This window comes from Vibrio sp. B1REV9 (assembly GCF_905175395.2).
GTDB classification, from domain to species: Bacteria; Pseudomonadota; Gammaproteobacteria; order Enterobacterales; family Vibrionaceae; genus Vibrio; species Vibrio alfacsensis.
Genome location: NZ_HG992745.1, coordinates 1,216,424 through 1,237,518, shown reverse-complemented (window position 1 = coordinate 1,237,518; position 21,095 = coordinate 1,216,424). Strand labels below are relative to the sequence as shown.

16 protein-coding genes are annotated in these 21,095 nt (G+C 41.7%); 7 read left to right on the top strand and 9 right to left on the bottom strand.

The window, feature by feature from the left end; genetic code table 11:
* Positions 1 to 26 precede the first annotated feature (26 nt).
* The 7 genes from KHN78_RS11230 to fdrA all read right to left on the bottom strand — a co-directional run bounded on the left by KHN78_RS11230 (position 27) and on the right by fdrA (position 9,085).
* Positions 27 to 1,289, bottom strand: coding sequence for a dicarboxylate/amino acid:cation symporter (locus KHN78_RS11230; protein ID WP_211916087.1), 1,263 nt, complete (start codon positions 1,287 to 1,289; stop codon positions 27 to 29).
* A 269-nt stretch (positions 1,290 to 1,558) separates the two neighbouring features.
* On the bottom strand, positions 1,559 to 2,812 hold the full coding sequence (locus tag KHN78_RS11225; protein WP_211916086.1) for an MFS transporter: 1,254 nt from the start codon (positions 2,810 to 2,812) through the stop codon (positions 1,559 to 1,561).
* A 14-nt stretch (positions 2,813 to 2,826) separates the two neighbouring features.
* Complete coding sequence (gene allC, locus KHN78_RS11220; protein WP_211916085.1) at positions 2,827 to 4,053, bottom strand: allantoate deiminase; 1,227 nt, start codon at positions 4,051 to 4,053, stop codon at positions 2,827 to 2,829.
* Between the two features lie 47 nt (positions 4,054 to 4,100).
* Entirely contained in the window at positions 4,101 to 5,150 is a 1,050-nt protein-coding gene (gene allD / locus KHN78_RS11215; protein ID WP_211916084.1) for an ureidoglycolate dehydrogenase, read from the bottom strand.
* A 133-nt stretch (positions 5,151 to 5,283) separates the two neighbouring features.
* Entirely contained in the window at positions 5,284 to 6,090 is an 807-nt protein-coding gene (locus KHN78_RS11210) for a DUF2877 domain-containing protein (RefSeq protein WP_211916083.1), read from the bottom strand.
* 49 nt (positions 6,091 to 6,139) lie between these two features.
* Positions 6,140 to 7,408: a DUF1116 domain-containing protein gene (locus KHN78_RS11205; protein ID WP_211916082.1), complete on the bottom strand. Its 1,269-nt coding sequence runs from the start codon at positions 7,406 to 7,408 to the stop codon at positions 6,140 to 6,142.
* 9 nt (positions 7,409 to 7,417) lie between these two features.
* The gene (gene fdrA / locus KHN78_RS11200) at positions 7,418 to 9,085 is read right to left on the bottom strand and encodes an acyl-CoA synthetase FdrA (protein ID WP_211916081.1); all 1,668 of its coding nucleotides are present in this window, start codon (positions 9,083 to 9,085) and stop codon (positions 7,418 to 7,420) included.
* Between the two features lie 353 nt (positions 9,086 to 9,438).
* On the opposite strand from fdrA, the gene allS reads away from it, so the two are divergent.
* Positions 9,439 to 10,368 carry an HTH-type transcriptional activator AllS gene (gene allS, locus KHN78_RS11195; RefSeq protein ID WP_211916080.1) on the top strand — a complete coding sequence of 310 codons (930 nt, stop codon included), beginning with the start codon at positions 9,439 to 9,441 and terminating at the stop codon, positions 10,366 to 10,368.
* On the opposite strand, the gene KHN78_RS11190 is transcribed toward allS, so the two are convergent.
* Entirely contained in the window at positions 10,354 to 11,295 is a 942-nt protein-coding gene (locus tag KHN78_RS11190) for a carbamate kinase (RefSeq protein WP_211916079.1), read from the bottom strand. The genes allS and KHN78_RS11190 overlap by 15 nt on opposite strands.
* A 231-nt stretch (positions 11,296 to 11,526) precedes the next feature.
* Between KHN78_RS11190 and allE the strand changes: the two genes are divergently transcribed.
* Both allE and KHN78_RS11180 read left to right on the top strand, forming a co-directional pair.
* Entirely contained in the window at positions 11,527 to 12,315 is a 789-nt protein-coding gene (allE, locus tag KHN78_RS11185) for a (S)-ureidoglycine aminohydrolase (protein ID WP_211916078.1), read from the top strand.
* Positions 12,316 to 12,523: 208 nt separating this feature from the next.
* Complete coding sequence (locus tag KHN78_RS11180; RefSeq protein ID WP_211916077.1) at positions 12,524 to 13,750, top strand: pyridoxal-phosphate-dependent aminotransferase family protein; 1,227 nt, start codon at positions 12,524 to 12,526, stop codon at positions 13,748 to 13,750.
* Between the two features lie 48 nt (positions 13,751 to 13,798).
* Here the strand turns inward: KHN78_RS11180 and KHN78_RS11175 are convergent, their stop codons facing one another.
* Positions 13,799 to 15,073, bottom strand: a complete 1,275-nt coding sequence (locus tag KHN78_RS11175) for an HD-GYP domain-containing protein (RefSeq protein ID WP_211916076.1) — start codon at positions 15,071 to 15,073, stop codon at positions 13,799 to 13,801.
* Between the two features lie 206 nt (positions 15,074 to 15,279).
* On the opposite strand from KHN78_RS11175, the gene glpK reads away from it, so the two are divergent.
* From glpK to KHN78_RS11155, 4 genes are all read left to right on the top strand, one after another.
* A complete protein-coding gene (glpK, locus tag KHN78_RS11170; protein ID WP_211916075.1) occupies positions 15,280 to 16,800 on the top strand; it encodes a glycerol kinase GlpK in 1,521 nt (506 codons plus the stop codon).
* A 207-nt stretch (positions 16,801 to 17,007) separates the two neighbouring features.
* On the top strand, positions 17,008 to 18,543 hold the full coding sequence (gene glpD, locus KHN78_RS11165; RefSeq protein ID WP_211916074.1) for a glycerol-3-phosphate dehydrogenase: 1,536 nt from the start codon (positions 17,008 to 17,010) through the stop codon (positions 18,541 to 18,543).
* A gap of 249 nt (positions 18,544 to 18,792) precedes the next feature.
* Positions 18,793 to 19,908 carry a membrane-bound lytic murein transglycosylase MltC gene (gene mltC / locus KHN78_RS11160; RefSeq protein WP_211916073.1) on the top strand — a complete coding sequence of 372 codons (1,116 nt, stop codon included), beginning with the start codon at positions 18,793 to 18,795 and terminating at the stop codon, positions 19,906 to 19,908.
* Positions 19,909 to 20,119: 211 nt separating this feature from the next.
* A complete protein-coding gene (locus KHN78_RS11155) occupies positions 20,120 to 21,073 on the top strand; it encodes a CorA family divalent cation transporter (protein ID WP_211916072.1) in 954 nt (317 codons plus the stop codon).
* Positions 21,074 to 21,095: the final 22 nt, after the last annotated feature.

Below are 21,095 nucleotides of genomic sequence, written 5' to 3'. Positions count from 1 at the left end.
AGCGCCCGTAAATACTAAGTCAATGATCACAAATATTCTGCGACTTTATTATCATTGTAAACATCCCTATCAAACTCATCAATTTTGTCTGCTACTAACATTGCAATCATTACATCAACAACATTATTTAACAGTGTTCTAAACATACCAGAGAACCAGTCGATACCTATTAAGATCGCAACACTCTCCAATGGCAAACCCATCGAGGAAGCTAAGAATGTATAAACAATAATCATTCCTCCGGGTACTACTATTGTTCCCATGCACATTAGTACTGAAAGTAAAATTGCCATACCCATTTGATACGGTTCAAGAACAATTCCTGTAGCTTGACTCATAAAAAATATAGCTAGAACGTAGCACATTACTGCGCCATTAGCATTCATAGACATAGTGATCGGCCCCGTAAAATCGGATACTTTACGGCTAACACCAAACTTGGTTACAGAGTCTTCCATTTTTGTAGGTAAACAAATTGCCGAAGAAGTGGTTGTCATCGACATAATTGAAAGTTTCATAAACTTGCTTGGCATTTTTAACGGATTAACTTTGGTCATTACAGCGGTAAACCCACCATAGATAACTAATAGAATGATGTCCCCTATTGCCAATGCACCTAAAAACTTAAGCATAGGTACAATAACTTTGAAACCAATCGTTCCCGACACATTTGCTAATAAACAGAAAATACCAATTGGAGCTAAGTTCATGACTAACTTTATGATATTCATAATTACTGCATTAAAACTAACAATAAAGTCTCTAATAATTGGATTTCCAGATGTACGGGTATAAGACCCCATTGCTAAACCAAATATGACAGAAAAAACAATACAAGGAATCATTGCACCACTTGACATCGAACCAACAATATTCGTTGAGAAAAATCCTAGTATTGTATCTTTAAGGGAAGTCTCTGGCATTGCTACAGCAGCAGCAGAACCGTGCACACTGATACCGACACCCGGTTGTATGACCAATGCCAAAGCAAGACCGACAAAGGCGGAAAGCACGGTGAAAATAATGATCCACTTAAAAGTATGCAAGCTCATTTTACCTGCACCTTTATTATCAACATTACCAATTGCTGCAGTTACGGCTGTCATAACTAACAACACTACCGACATTTGTATCAGACGAATAAATATATCACCAAATACTTTTAAGTTTTCAGCCCAAGGCCCAACCATGCTGCCGAACACAATACCACCAACAGTCGCTATCAAAATTTGGGTAGTTAATGATATCGGCTCTCGTTTAGGCTTATTTAATGAAACACTTAATGACATGAGTTCACCTCGAATAAGTTTGATTATCTACATTTTAATTTCATACACTTTTTAAAAACTGTTTTTATTATATCCATAGATAAACATTAAAATTTGCTCATCATCTTATTTTAAGTAGCATTAAAAATATTTAAATAGTCGTTATAATTAAATTAATTTGGATTTTATATTTAGACAATTAGGCACAATTATCTAAATAACAAAAAACCCTCAATCTTATATTGAGGGTTTTTATTATGTTTATTAGACTTTTGTAATGATCTTAGACTTTAGGCTTGTTGTAAACTTTCTCTATGACTAGATCTTAAGTTAATGAGCATAAACGCTATAACACCAACAATAATTAAAATTGCAGACAAATAAAAACCTATTGCTTTTGATCCCGTGATATCAGAGATCAAACCTGTTAGTGGTGGGGCTATTATTGATGAACTCATTCCTGATAGATTAAAAACTGCAAGTGCTCTAGCCATTCTTGCTTTAGGTACATTATCTGTAACGTAAGATATAAGAATAGGATCGAGAGCCATTTTACCTATAAATCCATAAACAATTAGCGCTATCATCAAAGCCGTTGTATTTGGAGCAAGTACTGTAAGTGCTAACATGAAAGCCGCTATTGTTTCTAGGAAAATAACTAACTTAAGCACGTTTCTTTTAGATTGTAGCTTGTCTGAAAGACCACTAAAAAACAATGCCCCCGGAATTGCCACCATGGCGACTAAAGCTGATGCTCCCCCTATCGCAGCCCCCTCAAAACCTCGCTCTGTCTGTAGGTATGATGGTAGCCAAGTGACGATCATGTAGTAACCATAACAAGTCACAAAGTACAAAAAGCAGACTGCAATCATTCTAGGGCTCAATAATCCATTTCCCGAGTTAGAAGATTTTACATTGTCGCCTTTTTCTCCTTCATTTTTTTCCACTATCACTTTAGGTGAAGACTTAATACCTAAAGAAAAAACCACAATCATGGCAAATATAACTGCGGCCGACATGTACAGAACATTGTTCCAAGCAACATCCATATTTTTGACTAAGATACTTGAACCAATAAGCCCGATGCCCATACCAACCGCAGAACCACTATTCACTATGGCAGATGCAAAAGCACGACGCTCTTGAGGTACATATTCACCAGATAAAGAATATGCAGAACAGAAGAAAGATGCACATCCCAAACCAGAAAGTAATGAGCCAAGATAAATAATAGATATTCCGGTTGCATTTGCGATTACAACTGTACCGATAGCAAACAATGTAAAACCACACAACAAAGTGATTTTTTGTCCTATTTTTTCCACTGCAATAGAGGCTGGAATTTGACCGCCACAATAAGCAGAAAAATAGAATGTTGCTATAAGACCTATTTCGGTATCGCTAACACCACCTAACGCTGATTGTATTTCTGGATAAATCGGAGTTAGTACTGTTCGGTAAATCCAAATCGCTACCCAACCAAAACACAGGATAACAACGAGTATTTTCCAATATTCAAGACCATTTGATTTTGTACTGCTCATACTATAAGCCTCACTTATTTATATGCGAGCTCATAAAGCACATCAGCAAGCGCTTTGACACCTTCGCAAAGCTCATCCAGGTCTGTTTTTTCCGCAGGGTTATGGCTAATTCCAGCAATGCTTGGAACAAATATCATTCCAGTTGGTACAACAGGTGCAAAAATCTGCGCATCATGACCAGCCCCACTATGCATTACTCTGTAGTTAGCGCCGTTTTGCGCACAGGTTGTATCAATCAAATCAATTAAGCTGGAGTCCATAGGGACAGGGGACTCATCCATCCACAAATCAATATCGCATTCCATACCCATCTCTTCAGCGATACGTCTAATATCTCCTACGATTTCATCGCTAAAATTAACGAGTAGCTCTTTATCAGTGTGTCGGCAATCCATTGTGAACAGAATCTCACCCGGCACCACATTTACCGTATTTGGTTTTGGCTCAACTTTGCCAAAAGTTAGAACTAGAGGATCACCATGCAATTGAGCTTTCTCAATCGACTGACTACAGATTTTACTGAACGCATATACGGTATCTTTGCGATAACCCATTGGTGTAGTACCGGCATGGTTAGCTTCACCTTTTAAAGTAATATCGTAGCGACGTTGACCTACGATCCCTGTCACAACGCCAAGCTGCTTGCCTTCCGTCTCTAAAACTTTACCTTGTTCAATATGAAGCTCAATAAAGGCTTTTATGTCTTTCCTAACAGTCTTTTGAGATGCAAAATCAAAACCACACTCTCGCATTGCATCAACAAAACGTACGCCCTGCTTATCCACTAGATCCATTACGTCTTCATTTTTCGCAAGACCAACGATATTTTTACTACCCCAGAATACATAAGGGAATCGACTCCCCTCTTCTTCTACAAGTGAAATAACCTCTAGAGTACGACGAGGAGAACCATGTTTATTTTTTAAATAATTAATGGCAATAAAAGCAGCTTCTATACCGTATTGGCCATCAAGATTACCGCCATTCACTACTGTATCAATATGCGAACCAGACAGAATAACCTCATTCGGGAATTCCGTACCTTCTAAACGACCATATGCATTCCCGATGTCATCGCTATATACTTGCAAGCCATTTTTCTCAAAAATTTCTAGTAATTTTTTCTGAGCGCTTAACCATTCAGATGTGTACAACAGACGTGTCATACCTTGCCCATCAGTATATCCAAATTTGGTTATTTCATTGGACACCGCAGTGACTTGCTCTTTAATAAGTTCCATGCTTTTACCTTAATCTTTTGTTTGTCGAAAAATTGGATTATTTAAAATTAACTATTAAAAGGGGTTTTATGATCATAAGAGTTTATATATATTTCACTTGATATTAGGTATTGATAAACGTCTTCTACTATTTCAATACCTTTCTCTAAGCTTTCTTTTTCAACCAATTCACTATTTTGTCCCGGGTATAAAACTTCATTAAATCCGGCCGCTGGTGTGATGGAATTAAGCTCTTTTATTGTTTGCCCAATTGATTCAATAAAAGATTTCGATGTTGTAAAAAACTCAGGGTTAATAACAATATGCAATTGGCCTAAATCTCGACCTTTTGAGAGATCGTCATACATAGAACTCACATGCTTACCAAAAGGCAGACCAAGAAGAATTCCTGATAACATGTCGACCATCATCATAAGCCCGTAGCCTTTTGGACCCGCAATAGGAAGCAGAGCACGAACATCATGGGGATTTGTGGTTGGGTTGCCATCGGAATCAACCGCCCAATCATTTGGAATAGCGCTATTTCTCGAACGAGCATCAAGAATTTTACCCCACGCTTGTACAGTCGTGGCCATATCAAAATTGACCGTTTCTCCATTGGGTGCAGGCGCAGAAAATGCAATTGGGTTTGTGCCATAATAAATTTCGCTACCACCGAACGGGACAACCATTGGATCGGATTGACACATTGATAAAGCGACCAATCCTTTCTCTGCCGCCATCTTTGTAAAATACCCTAATGCACCGCTATGGCTCATTCGACGAATACCAACAACTGCTACGCCTTTAGATTTTGCCATTTCAATGGCTTTCTCCATTGCGTATTTTGCTGCGAAGTGTCCAACACCATTATCCGCATCTAACACGGCAGTACATGGACCCGTTTCTTGATAGTTAAAGTTAGGCTGTTGAGTAATACCGCCCTTACTAATACGCTCAGCATAATACTCAACACGAACCGCACCGTGTGAGTGTATACCTCTCAAATCTGCAAATACGAGAACGTCAGCCACAACATTAGCGTGTTCTTCCAATAATCCAGCTAATATCACTTTATTTTTAATTAAATTGTGAAGCTGCTCTTTGGACAGGTTCATTATATAACGTCTCCATAACAATGTTTATTTCATTACTCTATCTAAAGTTGGAATATTGAGTTGTGAAGTATTTAAACTCTTACTATTTAGAAAGTAATTTTTAGATATCTGATTATTAAAATTAAGTCGTTTTTTATAATTTGGATTCTTTGATGTAATGCAAAAAAATCCACAGACCAAGTAAAGAATCCGCACCAGAATGGTGACCACAATCAAGTAAATCTGAGATGCTATTGTGTAATTTATCTATATTCTCAAGCGAGATATTAAGCAGTGGTTGAGCAAAATAACCTTTGCTCGCTTGACTCAAGTATCCATGACTCACACTTGTTGTTAACTGATGTATGTCCAAAGTACTTGGTAACAGCTTTCGCGCAGCAGCACTATTGTAAAGATAAGCGCCAAACAACATTCCAATGAGCATGTCATCATGACTTGGTGTCAGTCCGGGTCCCTTACCAATAAGTGAAGACCAGCAAGGAACGTTGCCCGCACTCCAAAGATCTAACTGTTCGATAAATGCAGAAAAAGGGGTAAGATCTTGGCGACTTACGATCGTTCCTAAAGGGCCATATAGGCCAGTTTCCTGCTCCACAATACAAATATTTTGAAATAGGGCCTTATACGGAACAGGTTTTCGACCATTTACGCTAAGCCATGTCCCATTCTTCCCTCGCTTAATTAGACATGAGCCAGATCGGAGCCCTTGCTCATCTAACTCGATAGGCTCTTGACCCACCAGCGTCGCTTTAAACTGTTCAAAGCAATAAGATGAAAGGCTCCATCCGGACGGACTCATATTGGAACCTTGGCGGTGTAATGAGAGAACCTCTCGATCTTGAGTTAAAAAATTCAATACATCGCGGCCGCTACCAATGAATTGCAAAACACCGCGAGAATATGGTGCTGAGTAACTAAAGGCTAATGCTTCTCCGCCCATAGCACATCCTTATATTTGGGCGCAGCCTATCACTACGCCCTAGTTAAATTTATGCTTCGACTTCTAGGCCAAGTTCACACGCCAATGCTTGCAGTGCTTTTTCAAAACAAGCAAGAGGCGCTCTCACTGTACCCGCACCAATTTGACCAATACCCGCCTCTTTATGAGCGATACCTGTATTGATGATTGGCGTAATCCCCGTTTCAACAACGCTTCGAATATCAAGCCCTAGACACGCTGCATGGAAGTTCCATGACGGAATTTGAAGTAAGGAGTTCTGAGAGACAAAGATTTCACACATTTCTTCTGATATATCTAAGGCTACATCCACACCGCCAACGCCAACAAATCGTGTCACTCCAGGGGCAGCAACCATCGCGGCACCACCAATGCCGTAAGTTTCCGTAATGGCGCTATCACCAATATCCGGGTTCGCTTGATCTTGAGAATAACCAGTAAAGTACAATCCCTCTGGTGTATTTACAGGTGCAGTGAACCATTGGTCTCTGAGCCCACTCACTCGAATACCAAATTCTTTGCCGTTCCGAGTCATTGCTGTAACAATAGAACCGGCTTTGATCTGCGCGCCCGCATCCATCGAACACTTGCAGAATGCCATCGCGAGATTCAAGAAAAACTGATCCGTAATACTTAAGAAATTGAACACACGAGACATGACATTTTTGTCAAGATCAAGCAATGCCAATTTCGGCGCAAGCGCACGCAGCAAGAGGGCTGAGGTAGCGATGTTACGCTGATGGAATTCATCCCCCATTGTAACGCCTTGAGCCATCAATGCCCCCAGATCAATTCCTTGCTCAGTATTAGCTAGCACTTGTTTCAATGCAGGCATCAACTCTTCTCGCATCCACTTAAGGCGCTGCTGCACTTCTTCTCCGTACGCACCAAAGCGCATCACTTTGCCAATACCCTCATTCATATTGCAGTATGCAAAGTTACCATCTGTTTGGTTTTGCACGACAATCATCGGAAAGTTTGCCGATGTGATGCCACCCATTGGACCAACAGCGTTATGATGGTGACATGGCTCAAAACCAACTTGTTCAGACTCCAGTAATGCAATAGCTTCTGTGTCTGTTTTCGCCCATCCTTCGTATAAACAAGCGCTAATACAAGCACCTTGCATCGGGCCTGTCATTTCAGGCCAAGTGATTTTGGGTCCTGCATGTAATAGATTTTTGCCAGCTTTTAGCCAAGGGATAACATCACCAGCAAGTGCCACGTCCACCCAAAAAGGACGAGCGCTCTTGATTTTTTCGATTACAGCCTCATTGGCTTCATTAATAGATGCGTACATTTTTGTATCCTATTGCATTTGTTTTAGTAGACGAGATAGTTCTGGATTACCACCGGCAATTGGAGACCATTGGTAATGCACGACTGGGGTACTGGTGGCTTGCAAATCTTCCGCAAAACTTTTTAATCCGATATTGATGACCTTAACGCCGTCAAATAAGGAATCTTGGAGGTCTTGCACTTGAAGTGACTCTTGAGAAATCAAACTTTCAGCGAGTAAAACCGCTTCTTCTAGACTGTTCACAACGGAGATATTGCCCTCTAAAAGACGTTGAATTTGCTGAGTTCGACTTTGAGGATCTTGATCAGTACCCGTGACTGTTGCGATAACATTAATCGGCTTTTCTCTCTGTTCTCGGATATGTTGAATAGCCTCAATAAGCTGAGAAGCAGGGTCTGGCGTTGCACCAAATCCAATAACAACATCAAGCAATAACACACCAATATCTTCATTCGCTAAACGGTTTTGAATTTCTAGATTACGCGTGGTTGGGTCTATCATGGGATGTGGACGCCCACGAGTGTAAAAGTCATCACCTAAGTCAATGATTAGATGACCTGAATCATTGAGCATCACCCCTTTGTCATGCGTTTCATCAATGGTCAGTGACTGGTTTTCTGCCAACAGCAAAGCGGCTTCTGCGGCTAATGTTCCTCCAGCGTATAGGCCAAGAATTTTGGTTCCCGACACAGTGGGAAGCACGCGCTTAATATCTTGTACATTCGCCAGCATGGCAGATAGTCGACCTGCTTCTGCAATACTGTTGGCAAAGAATACATTTTCGTCACGAACTTGAGCTCGACGCGTGCCAAGGAAAAGTGCAACAACAGGCTTAGATTGGGCTTTCATCGCAGTCAAGACTCGTTGCTCAATAGCAGGAGACGGGGGCTTTGAAACAAATGCGATAACACGAGTGCCCATGTCATGCTCAAACATTTGTAAAGCAGCTAATGCACTGATTCCGCCAACCTCTTCAGACAAATCTCGGCCTCCAAGACCAATCGCATGTGAAATGCCTTGATTGGATAACGCAATTTGAGAAGCGAGTTCTTGAATACCAGTGCCAGATGCACCAATGATTCCAATGCCACCGTTTGGAATAACATTCGCAAACGCCAGTGGTGCTCCTGCAATGATTGACGTACCACAATCCGGCCCCATCACAATTAAGTTCTTTTGCTTGGCCCTAAGTTTTAACTCTCGCTCCTCTTGCGCAGAGACATTGTCAGAAAACATCATGACATTCAGACCATTATCTAGCGCGTCATGAGCGACACTCGCAGCGTACTCACCGGCGACAGAAATCAATGCCAAATTGCTATCCGGTTGCTTTTCAAGTGCCGTCTTCCAACGTCGGGCTTTTGGTAAACGTGCACCGGTTTGGCTGGCTTGAGAAATTTCCGCTAACACTTTCTCTAGCTGCTCAGAAATCATGACGAGAACATCTTGTTGTTCATTCGTTTCTTTTGCTCTAACCGCCACACAGATATCATTTGGAGTCGCATCATCAAACATTGGATGCCATAAACCCGTTGCATCTAATAGAGCCTTATTCGCCGGCGTCCCCATCATTACTGAGACTTCTTCTACCCCCTCACTACCACTGAGTTGTCGAGAGATAAGCATCAAGCTTACCGAGTCTTGAAAACTCCCTTTTTTAATAAATGCTTGGATCATTGACGACCACCTTTAAATCCCAATTACTGTAAATAAAACTCTAAATATGAGTTTCTCATGTATGTGTGAGAATGAATTTACATATAGATTATTTAAGATTGTCGATTATATTTTTGACCAATATCACACTGAATCTATTGTTATATTTTTTTAAAAAATAACTTCATTGCTTTAAAGTTTAACTATTACAACGAAACATTTATCAACTTAAATTATTAAAGAAAATTTCACAATTAACACTCCATTATTAAAGTTTTATTCGTTATTTGATTATTTTTTATTTTGAGATCTTTAATCACAATTTTTTCTTTTAATCGCGATAACATGAAATAAAACACCACAACAGAAAGATTATGTTAGATAAAGAAACCATTCGCTCATTTATGAAAGTCGCTGAGTACTCTAATTTTTCAAAAGCAGCGGAAGCCCTACACAAAACCCCTGCAGCAATCAGTTACCGAATAAAAGTTCTCGAAGAGGACATGAAAACACCCTTGTTTTTACGAACCACACGCAGCGTACAATTAACAGAAGCTGGTGAGCATTTGCTCAGCCATTGTCATAAGTGGCTAGATTGGATGAATGCCATTCCTGATGAACTCCAACAAATTAATGATGGCATTGAACGTCACGTTAATATCGTCATCAATAACTTACTGTTTGATGAGGCTTCCGTTTCTTCCCTCATCCTTGCTCTTCATCAAGCGTTTCCTTTTACTCAAATTAGCATCTCTAGTGCCGTTTATATGGGGGTGTGGGATGATTTATTGAACAATGATTATCATCTAGCCATTGGCGTTCCGGGGATGGATACCATTGATCACTCAGTTCATACCAAGCCATTAGGGAAACTAAGCTGGTCATTTGTGTTATCACCGAACCACCCATTGAGTTCAATTCAAGGTACTTTAAAAGAATCACAACTTCGTAATTACCCTGCTATTAATATTGAAGATTCTTCTCAGCATATTAATAAACGCACAGCATGGCTGTTGAGAGAGCAAAAAGAAATAAAAGTTCCTGCCCTTTCAACAAAAGTCGCTTGCCATATCAATGGATCAGGTATCGGTTTTTTACCCACGAATATTGCGACACCACTTGTTGAGTCAGGAAAGCTAGTAGAACGAAAAGTACAGTGGAGTAGAACACCATCCCCTTTATCTTTGGGATGGCGTCGAGACAGTTCAGGACAGGTGACTCAATGGATAATCGATTTATTTAATACTGGTCACCCGATCACTCAAGGATTTTTGAAAAACATCGACCAACTACACGACCAATGATCGACCAGTTGTTACAGGGGCATGAGACCGAATACATGTCCCTTTTTCTCCCGTTAGTATTTGGTCTACATCTTTGAGCGCCCCTATAAATGCAAGACATCCCGTGTTTTCAACAAATTGAATCACCGCTTCAGCTTTCGGCCCCATCGCGCCATCCGGCACAGCAAAAGGACGGATTTGTTCTACCGTGACATCGCGTAGCGCTTTTTGTTGGGGTGTGCCCCAGTCCGTATAGATCGCATCAGCATCAGTAAGAATCAGCAAATAATCAGCATTAATTTGTTCAGCAAGCATTGATGCTACTAAGTCCTTATCGATCACAGCCTCAACGCCTTGATAGCCCAAGTCACTATGAACAACTGGCATCCCACCGCCACCACAACAAATTACAGTGTGGTTATGGTCTAATAAACGCGTAATTTGCCCAGCTTCAAGAACTTGCACTGGGGATGGGGATGGCACGACTCGACGAATAAATTCACCATCAGCTTTCAAGATCCAACCATGTTGTTGCTCTAGCTGTGATTGTTGGTCTGCCAGATAAACAGGGCCAATAAATTTGGTAGGATTTACAAAAGCAGGGTCATTCTTCTCAACTTCTACTCGAGTTAAAACACAACTCACATCCTGTAACCCTTGCTGCTGGAGAGATTGCATTAACATATATCCAAGCATCCCTTGAGTTTCAGCCACAAGGACATCTAATGGATAGTCAGGAACTTCGGTATAGGCATTATTTTGTAGTGCCAATAACCCCACCTGCGGCCCATTTCCATGAACAATCGCAATGTTATATTCATGGCTAAGCTGAGCAATAAAGCGTGCTGCACTATTAATGTTTTTCATCTGGTTTTCAAAAGAAATATTTTCACCTCTTTTGATCATTGCATTACCACCTAAAGCAATAACAATTTTTTTCTTTATCATACAAACACCTGAAAATTTAAAAACATGAATCAACAATAAGCTTTGAACGTCAATTCTATTTTATTTTCCGTTTGTATCTAACCATATACTTAGTTTCTAAAATATTTTTACATAATGAAAAGCAAAAAATCAAATTTCCATTTACTGTGCACTTACAACAACACAGATCACATTTTTATATTTTATTGACCAATAAAATGATTTTGAAAATTTCAGGTTAATAGGTTTATTATGGGTTACTTAAATAATAATACTGGATATGTTTCTGACTTATTACAGAGTCGAGCAATCATAAAAAAAGATAATTATGCGGTTTTACCGCCAGATGGCTTGGTAAAAAATACACTGCCAGGATTTGAACATTGTGACGTAACTATTTTATCTTCACCAAAGCTCGGCGCGAGTTTTGTCGATTACCTTGTCACTTTGCATGCTCATGGGCAAAACCAACAAGGATTTGGTGGTGAATCAATCGAAACATTTTTCTACGTCACCAAAGGGAAAGTCACCATCAAAATCGAGGGTAAAAATAGCACATTGACTGAGGGAGGGTATGTATATTGTCCCCCTGGTATTTTACTGCATTTTATCAATGATAATGATATGCAAGACAGCCAAGCATTTCTTTACAAACGCCGTTATCAAGCCATCAGTGGTTATGCACCAAAAGTCGTAATAAACCATCGTAATCACTTGGATAAAATACATTATGAAGGGATGGAAGATGTCATTGTCGAAGACCTACTACCAACTGATTTAGGATTCGATATGAACTTCCATGTTCTCACATTTAAGCCCGGAGCATGCCATGGTTACATTGAAACTCATGTTCAAGAGCATGGCGCATTGGTGTTGTCTGGTGAGGGTGTGTATAACTTCGACAATGAATGGGTTCCGGTCAAAAAAGGGGATTATCTGTTTATGGCAGCTTATTCTCCACAAGCCTGTTACGCAGTCGGCCGAGACAAAGAGTTCAGTTATATTTACTCAAAAGATTGTAATCGCGACGTAGAAATGTAGAACAGGTTTTCTCCTTTATATTTTGGGAAGTCATTTGGCTTCCTTTTTTATAATCATAGCGAGAAAAGAAAAAATAATCACATAATTCAAACTTCCTACGTTATATCAAAGACACAAAACCAAAATTCATGGTTCTATGATTCCAAATCTCCCAATTTTGACCGTATTCTCCACACCATAAATTTATATGGCTAAGGACTCATTACTAATGCCAAAAACTGAGCTATTCGAAACCTTATCTCCCCCACAGAGAATGCTAATGGGTCCAGGCCCTATCAATGCTTACCCTCGTGTTCATCAAGCTTTGTCAGCAGCCCTTATCGGCCAATACGATCCCGCAATGACTCGGTATATGAACCAAACTCAGAGTTTATATAGACAAGTATTTAACACGACAAACTCTGCAACGCTTTTGATTGATGGTACAGCACGAGCTGGCATAGAAGCCGTTTTGGTATCAATTTTAGAGCCTGGCGATAAAGTCCTTATTCCTGTGATTGGTCGATTTGGACATTTGTTGTGCGAAATAGCGCAACGAGTCGGTGCGGAAATTACAACAATTGATATCCCTTGGGGGCAAGTATGTGATCCACAACAAGTGGAGGATGCCATCCGTATCAGTAAACCGAAGTTAGTCGCAACAGTCCAAGGTGATACCTCAACCACTATGAATCAGCCATTAGATGAAATTGGCCAGATTTGTCGAAAATATGATGTTTTATTTTACTGTGATGCAACAGCCTCGATTGCTGGAAACCAATTGCTAGTCGATCATTGGCATTTGGATGCGGTTTCTGTTGGCTTACAAAAGTGTTTAGGAGGTCCATCTGGGAGCGCGCCAATTACTCTAAGTGATCGCTTTGTCGAACACATCAATCGAAGAAAACAGGTAGAAAAAGGAATAAGAACCGATAAGCACAATAACGGTGATCGCCCATTTATTCGTTCTAACTATTTTGATTTACCAATGATTCTTGATTATTGGGGTAGTGAACGACTCAATCACCATACTGAAGCGACCTCCATGCTCTATGCGGCAAGAGAGTGCGCGCAACTTTTCCTCGAAGAGGGGCAAGAAAATGTCATTGCCCGACATCGTCAAGCTGGTGAAGCGATGGCTAGCGGGCTTCAAGCGATGGGGTTAGCCCTATTTGGCAATCAAAAATACAAAATGAACAACGTTGTGGGGGTTTATATTCCCAACAATATCGATGGAGAGTCAGTTCGATCTGAGTTATTACATCGTTTTGGTATCGAAATCGGAACTTCTTTTGGTCATCTTCAAGGAAAGATTTGGCGAATCGGCACGATGGGATATAACGCACGTCAAGAGACGGTACTCACCACACTGGCTGCTTTAGAGTCTGTGCTTGCTCGCCATAAAGCGCCTATTCAATTAGGCGAAGCGGTTTCTGCTGCAATCCAATATTACTAATCAATCAGCCGATGCCCCATTACAATGATGTCATGGGGCTTATCAACATCATTCAACATCAATAAAGTATGTCGTTTGCGATGACGGATTTAGATAATGATACTGATCGAGCGTTAACTCACTTGCATCCAGAATCTTGATAATACTCAGGTCATATTCTGCAATATTAATGATCGCGGCTTCATCACGGGGCACTTCTTGATCATAAACTAATACGTATGGGCTCAATCGCGCTGCTTCGTTTGTTGAAATAACCACGCCAATTTGGTGATCAGAAAGTTGGACAATGGTTCCCGGTGGGTACACACCAACGACTTTAATCAATGCCATAACATCGCTCACATCGTACTGTTTACGTTGCTCATTATAGAGATAAGTTAACGCCTTGTGAGGGCTGTATTGGTGATTAATACCATTACAAAGATTGTCATAAGTATTCGCTAAAATGAGCACTCGCGACAGCGGGTTTATTGCTTCTCGTTTCAAACCTTTCGGGTAACCAGAACCATCATTCAATTCGTGATGTTGACCGATCACCTTTAACGCCGCCTCAGGGAATTTAGGGATCCTTTCCCCCATCTTTAGGCTCTTATCAAGGTGCGAATGCAGCCGTTGCTGATCATCGTCATCCAGCGGTTGTGATTTAGCTAACAAACTGCTCGGCAACTTCAGTTTACCGATGTCATGATACAACGCCGCAAACGCAACCAATTGACACTGTTTAGCACTAAACCCTTTTGCTTGGCCAATCAAAACAGACAACAGAGAAACATTGAGTGAGTGACAATGAAGCCGACTGTGACCGGAAGCTTCGTTCATCAAGTGAATGGTGCTGTTGCCCTCTTTGTTTATGCTCTTATAGATGGAATTCACAATGGAGAGTGACTGGCTAATACTAGGATTATTCGCCAGTTCTTCTTGATCAAAAATTTTCTGAACATCGTTAAGCGTGTTCGCAAATGCCTGTTTAGAGCGGCAGATGCGATCTTCAATTGCCGCTAATTGATCACGGCTTTCTTTCTTTTTTGACCACAGTTCTTCGAGTAGATCTTCACTTAGTGGTTGAAGAGGTAGTTCGCTCTCATTGCTACTTAGTTTAGCCCCCTGTTCTGCAGATTGCGGCTTAGTTGTGGGTTCTTCAAAGACATCGCTCTTGAGGGCATTGATGGTTAGGCTTTTCAACCCTAGACGTTTAATAATCCGTAGCTGCTCATCACTCTTAATTTTGAATGAATTCAGTAAAAATGGATGCTGGCCCCACTTTAGTGGCAGGTAAATATAATGCCCAATCCTTAACTGTTCTATTTCAAGTCTTACTTTCATTGTGGTTTCGTATCAAGAATCTTAAAAAAGCACTTCCATATCAATGGCGTATACTACCCTTATTAAGGGATTAGCTCACTCTTTTTGCATTCTCTGTTCAACGTTTTGATGAGCTAAGCACATGAAATCAGTACAATACCATCTGGTCTATCGCCAAGTGACTTCAAACAAAGTGACTTAGGTTACAAAACAAAAAAGACAACAGTATGAAAAGTAATTCCAAATACATCATTGCTCTTGACCAAGGTACCACCAGCTCTCGCGCGGTCATCTTGGATCATGATGCAAACATTGTGAATGTTTCCCAGCGAGAATTCGCACAAATTTATCCTCAAGCGGGCTGGGTTGAACATGATCCGATGGAAATATATGCCACCCAAAGCGCCACACTTATCGAAGCGTTAGGTAAAACCGGAATTCGTAGTGATCAAGTTGCTGCTATTGGTATTACAAACCAACGTGAAACCACCATTGTTTGGAACAAAGAAACTGGCATCCCTGTTTACAACGCCATCGTATGGCAATGTCGCCGAACAGCTCCTATTTGTGAAGAGCTAAAAGCTAAAGGGTTAGAAGATTACATCCGTGAAAATACCGGATTGGTGCTTGACCCTTACTTCTCTGGCACCAAAGTAAAATGGATTTTAGACCATGTTCCAGGAGCACGAGAAGAAGCCGAAGCGGGCAATTTATTGTTTGGTACGGTGGATACTTGGCTGGTATGGAAAATGACGCAAGGTGAAGCGCACGTCACAGACTACACCAACGCATCTCGCACCATGCTATTTAATATTAATACGCTAGATTGGGACGATACTCTTCTTTCCGAGCTCAACATCCCACGCTCCATGATGCCAAGCGTTAAGCGATCATCTGAAATCTATGCCGAAACCAACATTGGCGGTCAAGATGGAACCCATATCCCTATTGCGGGTATTGCGGGTGATCAACAAGCAGCATTATTCGGTCAGATGTGTGTAAACGCTGGTCAGGCAAAGAATACTTACGGTACTGGTTGTTTCTTGTTAATGAACACCGGAAAAGAAAAAGTAACCTCCCAAAACGGACTGCTGACCACACTCGCATGTGGACCAAAAGGTGAGCCTACTTATGCGCTCGAAGGCGCCGTTTTTATGGGAGGTGCATCAATTCAATGGCTACGTGATGAACTGAAGCTTATCAGCAACGCCAAGGACTCCGAATACTTCGCAACTCAAGTTGATTCATCAAATGGTGTTTATGTTGTGCCCGCTTTCACAGGCCTCGGTGCGCCATATTGGGATGCCTACGCAAGAGGCACTATTTTTGGCCTCACTCGAGGGGTGAATTCCAACCATATTATTCGGGCAACCTTAGAGGGTATTGCTTATCAAACTCGTGATGTACTCGACGCCATGCAAGCCGATTCGGGCATCGAGCTGGCAAGTTTGCGTGTCGATGGTGGGGCAGTCGAGAATAACTTCTTAATGCAATTTCAATCCGACGTGTTAAACACTCGCGTACTTCGCCCTAAAGTGACTGAAGTAACCGCTTTAGGTGCCGCTTACTTAGCCGGGCTCGCGGTTGGCTATTGGGATAGCATTGAAGAAGTAAAAAACAAAGCCGAGCTAGATCGCCAATTTGACCCCAACCAAGATGAAGAAAAGCGTCAACGCCGATACAAAGGCTGGAAACGCGCGGTTAAATGTGTTCAAACGTGGGCAAAGATGCACGACGAAGATGAATAATCAAATCCGTGCGATGAGTGGCGGCTGAACGCAACTCATCACAAGCAATCACTACAAACAAGTGACACAATCGTTGAGCTAAAGGCCCAATCAGTTTTTGTTTTATAACTTGTTAGTTTTGGGACTTTTTTTCTGATTGTGATGCATAGCTCGTCATCCACAGTATAAGCTTGTTAATGTAAAACTAAGCTATGGGAGGGACTGGCTATGCATCTCAACGATCGTGTGTTTGATCTGATTGTCATTGGTGGTGGTATCAATGGCGCTGGCATTGCGGCCGATGCAGCAGGACGCGGTTTAAGTGTCGGTCTATTTGAAGCGAATGATTTTGCCTCTGCCACTTCCTCTGCCAGTTCGAAGTTAATTCATGGCGGCTTACGCTACCTTGAGCACTATGAATTTCGCTTGGTTTCTGAGGCCCTCGCTGAACGCGAAGTGCTCTTACGTAAAGCGCCCCATGTGGCATGGCCGATGCGATTTCGCTTGCCACATCGCCCTTTTTTACGCCCCGCCTGGATGATTCGCTGTGGTTTATTCCTCTATGACAACTTAAGTCGAAGAACCACTCTCCCTGCAAGCAAAACCGTTAATCTCGCACAATCAGGATTACTGAAACCAGAAATGAAAATCGGGTTTGAGTATTCAGACTGTTGGGTCGACGATGCCCGCTTAGTTCTTCTCAACGTTCTTTCAGCAAAAGAGCACCATGCGGAAGTACGTAACTACTGCCGCGTAGAAAAAGCACAGCGCGTGAACGGAGGTTGGCATGTCACGGTTCATGATGAGATGACCAACCAACGATTCGAGTGTAAAGCAAAAGCACTGGTCAATGCCGCAGGGCCTTGGGTCAAACAGTTCTTTGACGATGGTTTAGCACAACAATCCCCACGCAATATACGATTAATTAAAGGATCACACATTGTGGTTCCTCGTATCCATGATGAGCCCCAAGCCTATATTCTCCAAAACCAAGACCATCGAATCGTATTCATGATTCCCTATCTGGATAAGTTTTCCATCATTGGCACAACCGATGTGGAGTACCAAGGCAACCCAAGTGACGTCACGATTACTGATGATGAAACGGATTATCTGCTCGATATTGTTAACCAGCATTTTGTCCACCAGTTGAATCGAGATGATGTGGTCTGGCATTACAGTGGTGTGCGCCCATTGTGTGATGACGAATCAGACTCGCCACAAGCGATTACACGCGACTATACGTTAGAGCTTGATGCCGATGATGACCACGCCCCTCTGCTGTCGGTCTTTGGCGGTAAGCTCACGACCTACCGAAAGCTTGGTGAAGCTGCCTTGAATAAATTGGCACCCTATTTTCCAAGTATGGGGAAAGATTGGACCGTGAACCAATCTCTCCCTGGAGGAAACTTCAGCTGCAGTCGAGAACAATTGGCAAAACAAATTCATGCACACTACCCATGGGTCTCAGAATCTTTACTGCTGCGCTACGTCACTCAGTTTGGTACTCAGACCTGGCAGATATTAGCCGAGGCAGCCAGCGAAGAAGATCTGGGATGTTGCTTTTCTAAACAAGCTCATGGGGTATATCAACGTGAGATTGATTACTTGATGGACCATGAAATGGTGCTCACCGATCAAGATATCTTGTGGCGTCGCACTAAGTTGGGTCTCTACCTGAGCGATGACGAAAAACACGCATTAGCCGATTATCTCAAGACGAGATTGCAGCAGAAAGTCGTGAATTTATCGCAAGTTGGTTAGGAGGTGAAGAGGTTAAATGTTTTAACGGTTAAATAGTGAGATACGTCATTACCACACTACACGCCTAACCATGAGATAAAAGAGCCAGCTCTGCCACTCGCGGGCTTGCTCTTTAACACGAGCAATTTCTTAAATATAACCATCTTCTATCGAGATAACAAAAAGTTTTGATTTCAGGCAATTAGCAGTCTTACTTATTATTTTCTTCAGTTGGCATTTGCCCATCACCTCAAAATAAATCGGTACCCGATGAAGAAATCTCTGTTACTTAGCCTGCTTTTATTAGGCGGATGTTCTCTTGCTCCAGAAGAACCTACGCCACCGTGTTCTTGTGATGATTACGTCCCACCATACGTCAAACCACCAAGCACTTCCGATGCCGATAATATTAAGCAGTTATTAGCTTACATCGCTGATAAAGCAAAAGATCGCTGGGGGGAAGATGAGTTTGTTGAAGCGGGTAAGCATCGATACGTTAAATATCTCGATGGCTACAATACTCGAGCGCATATCGATTTCGAAGCCGGAAAAATTTACGTCTCCACGATTTCCCAATATCAGCCGACAGAGAAATTGCAACATGCCATCGTCCAAACCTTATTAATGCCAGCCGATCCTGCACACGCGGAACTGTTTAGCGACAAAGATGCGGTATTACGCGGCAAGCCTTTTTTGCTAGGACAAGTGTTGGATCATGATGGAAAACCGATTGAATGGGAATGGCGCGCAAACCGTTATGCGGATTACCTCATCGACAATAAATTGCAAAAGAAAACCATCCAACGGGGTCATGCTTACTACGTGGAAATCACTATGGTCAAAGACCACCTAGAACAGCGTGAGTATCAATACGCGGGTTTAGTTCGTGATGCAGCAAAACGTTATGGTTTGCCAGAAGATCTGATTTTTGCCGTCATCAAAACGGAAAGCAGTTTTAACCCATACGCCGTTTCTCACGCTGGCGCATACGGTTTGATGCAGGTTATCCCAAAGACAGCCGGTGCAGACGTGTTCAACTTAGTAAAGAACAAACCAGGCATCCCGACCAAAGAGTATTTGTTTGACCCAGCAAATAACATTGATACTGGGGCTGCGTATTTCTACATACTAAAAAACCGTTACTTGAAAGACGTTAAGCATCCAACATCTAAACATTTTAGTATGATTTCTGCTTATAACGGCGGGACAGGCGGTGTGCTATCCACTTTTGATAGTGATAGAAAACGCGCTATGAATGAGCTCAATAGCCTCAATCCGAATCAAGTTTATGATGCATTAACCACTCAGCATCCTAAAGGCGAAGCAAGACGCTACCTACAAAAAGTGCTCTACTTCCAAAAAGACTTTAGCGAAGGTAATATCTAAGAGTGTATGCCCTACATGACATCATGTTAGGGCATATTAACACTTCAAATTCAAACCCTTCCCTCAAACTAATCCTTCTCTTAGTGCAATACTGGTTTAAGCTATTAACATCCGCTGCTCATTCTACGCACCACAATCAAACCGTGTTAGTCGAGTTAACAATGAGCAGCATGATATAAGTGAATGACGAATGAGAAGGTCGCACACAGCAATGAGCTTTTTAATTGAACACTGGCAATTTACCTCAAGCCAACCAAAACGAATAGACGCCTACCCCGAACAGCTGCAAGCCAATCATTGGTACCATTGCGAGCGTAACGATCCAGATACCAAGGCTTGGTTACGTAAACACCATATCCCTAAAGCGACACTCGAGCAGTTTATTACCAACGAAAACCGGCCTTCTTTTCATCCACTTGGCGACGATAACTTTCTCCTACTCCTACGTGGAATAAATAGCAATCATAGTGTGGTCGCGAAAGAGGTGAGCAGTATTCGAATCCTGTTTTATCAGGGGGCGCTTATCACCACCCAAACTGGCTCAGACGATACTGTACAGAGCCTTCTCCACTCCCTGAATAAGCATAGAGAGCCAGAGAACCTAGCTGGACTCGTCAATCAAATCATTGATGATTTAAACCAAAAAATGGACGATTATAACGACGCAATGGAGGCAAGTTTAGAGCAACAAGACCATCTGCCGCACTCCGATAATAAGTTGAGAATGATGAAAAATAGTCTACTGTCTGTCAGGCATTTTCTTAAGCCTCAGCAGCACGCTATTCACGACATGGTGACTGCGAAGCCATCACTCATCAAACTCCGCTCTCATCAATATCGTTACTCTTTAAATACGCTTATTCGTCTTAATGAGGAAATTGACTATTTCTTAGAGGAAATCAGCTTACACCAAGAGGAAAACAAAAATCTGAGAGAGCAAAAGCTTAATCAAAATAGCTACTTGTTTACTATTCTAGCGGCGATATTTTTACCTACCACATTCTTAACCGGGCTATTTGGCGTCAATCTTGGGGGGATGCCAGGGCTAAAGTCCGATCTATCATTCACCTTATTCAGCATCATTTTGATCATTATTTTCATCATTGAATGGCTGGTGATCAAGCGCTTTGGTTTCATCAATAAAAACAAAGATCGCGATAACTGAGTATCGCGATGATATTCATAAA

Bases quoted from the DNA above. Each gene is read 5' to 3' on its own strand.
- KHN78_RS11230 (WP_211916087.1), bottom strand. From the start codon at position 1,289: ATGTCATTAAGTGTTTCATTAAATAAGCCTAAACGAGAGCCGATATCA.
- KHN78_RS11225 (WP_211916086.1), bottom strand. From the start codon at position 2,812: ATGAGCAGTACAAAATCAAATGGTCTTGAATATTGGAAAATACTCGTT.
- allC (WP_211916085.1), bottom strand. From the start codon at position 4,053: ATGGAACTTATTAAAGAGCAAGTCACTGCGGTGTCCAATGAAATAACC.
- allD (WP_211916084.1), bottom strand. From the start codon at position 5,150: ATGAACCTGTCCAAAGAGCAGCTTCACAATTTAATTAAAAATAAAGTG.
- KHN78_RS11210 (WP_211916083.1), bottom strand. From the start codon at position 6,090: ATGGGCGGAGAAGCATTAGCCTTTAGTTACTCAGCACCATATTCTCGC.
- KHN78_RS11205 (WP_211916082.1), bottom strand. From the start codon at position 7,408: ATGTACGCATCTATTAATGAAGCCAATGAGGCTGTAATCGAAAAAATC.
- fdrA (WP_211916081.1), bottom strand. From the start codon at position 9,085: ATGATCCAAGCATTTATTAAAAAAGGGAGTTTTCAAGACTCGGTAAGC.
- allS (WP_211916080.1), top strand. From the start codon at position 9,439: ATGTTAGATAAAGAAACCATTCGCTCATTTATGAAAGTCGCTGAGTAC.
- KHN78_RS11190 (WP_211916079.1), bottom strand. From the start codon at position 11,295: ATGATAAAGAAAAAAATTGTTATTGCTTTAGGTGGTAATGCAATGATC.
- allE (WP_211916078.1), top strand. From the start codon at position 11,527: ATGGGTTACTTAAATAATAATACTGGATATGTTTCTGACTTATTACAG.
- KHN78_RS11180 (WP_211916077.1), top strand. From the start codon at position 12,524: ATGCCAAAAACTGAGCTATTCGAAACCTTATCTCCCCCACAGAGAATG.
- KHN78_RS11175 (WP_211916076.1), bottom strand. From the start codon at position 15,073: ATGAAAGTAAGACTTGAAATAGAACAGTTAAGGATTGGGCATTATATT.
- glpK (WP_211916075.1), top strand. From the start codon at position 15,280: ATGAAAAGTAATTCCAAATACATCATTGCTCTTGACCAAGGTACCACC.
- glpD (WP_211916074.1), top strand. From the start codon at position 17,008: ATGCATCTCAACGATCGTGTGTTTGATCTGATTGTCATTGGTGGTGGT.
- mltC (WP_211916073.1), top strand. From the start codon at position 18,793: ATGAAGAAATCTCTGTTACTTAGCCTGCTTTTATTAGGCGGATGTTCT.
- KHN78_RS11155 (WP_211916072.1), top strand. From the start codon at position 20,120: ATGAGCTTTTTAATTGAACACTGGCAATTTACCTCAAGCCAACCAAAA.